Consider the following 592-nt stretch of genomic DNA (forward strand, 5'->3'; position numbering starts at 1 on the left):
AGCACCGGCGGGCAGAGCCGGAACTCGTCGTCGGTGAACTGGCGCCAGTCGAAGGCTTCGAAGAACTTGTCGTGCGACTCGTCGTAGGCGTCGGCGACCTCGAGCTCGGCGGTGCGCACGGCGCGGAAGCCATCGGCCATCTTGCGCATCTGGCCCTCGAAGATGCCGATCGCGATCGACGGCGCGTCCTGGAAGAGGTGGTTGGTCCACGGATATGGGTAGGGGTTGTAGGGATTAGGTCGAGCCCCACACCGAAGAGCACCCCGTGGAGTTGGTGATGCCGAGCGACGCCCGGCCGTGGCCCGAGGGACCGGACGTGTAGCGCCAGCGCAGATCTCAGCGTGCTACACTTGGATCGGAGGCCAGGTATGGATGAAGTACTGAAGCTCGAGACCAATGCCGAAGAAGCGGCCCGACTGCAGGCCGGCATCGCTCAGATGATGACCGAGATGAGGCGGCTTCGTGAAGAGAGGCTGCGCGATCAGGCCGAAATCGAGGAGTCGCAGGCCGAGACGCGTGAGATGCTCGGGACGATTGCCGAGACGTTGGCAGAGCTGAAGGCCAGCTAGGCCCGCCGCTCCTGGAAATAGAC

Annotated in this window: 2 protein-coding genes; one reads left to right on the forward strand and one right to left on the reverse strand. The window is 64.2% G+C overall.

What is annotated here, in order from left to right:
* The coding region (locus GY769_06720) for a hypothetical protein (GenBank protein ID MCP4201613.1) at positions 1 to 149 on the reverse strand (149 nt) is incomplete at its 3' end.
* 219 nt (positions 150 to 368) lie between these two features.
* On the opposite strand from GY769_06720, the gene GY769_06725 reads away from it, so the two are divergent.
* Complete coding sequence (locus tag GY769_06725; protein MCP4201614.1) at positions 369 to 569, forward strand: hypothetical protein; 201 nt, start codon at positions 369 to 371, stop codon at positions 567 to 569.
* The last annotated feature ends 23 nt before the right edge of the window (positions 570 to 592 follow it).

It is taken from the genome of bacterium (genome assembly GCA_024224155.1).
Taxonomy (GTDB): Bacteria; Acidobacteriota; Thermoanaerobaculia; order Multivoradales; family JAHEKO01; genus CALZIK01.

What these genes read in the sequence shown, in the direction of transcription:
- GY769_06725 (MCP4201614.1), top strand. Translation starts at nt 369, where the DNA reads ATGGATGAAGTACTGAAGCTCGAGACCAATGCCGAAGAAGCGGCCCGA.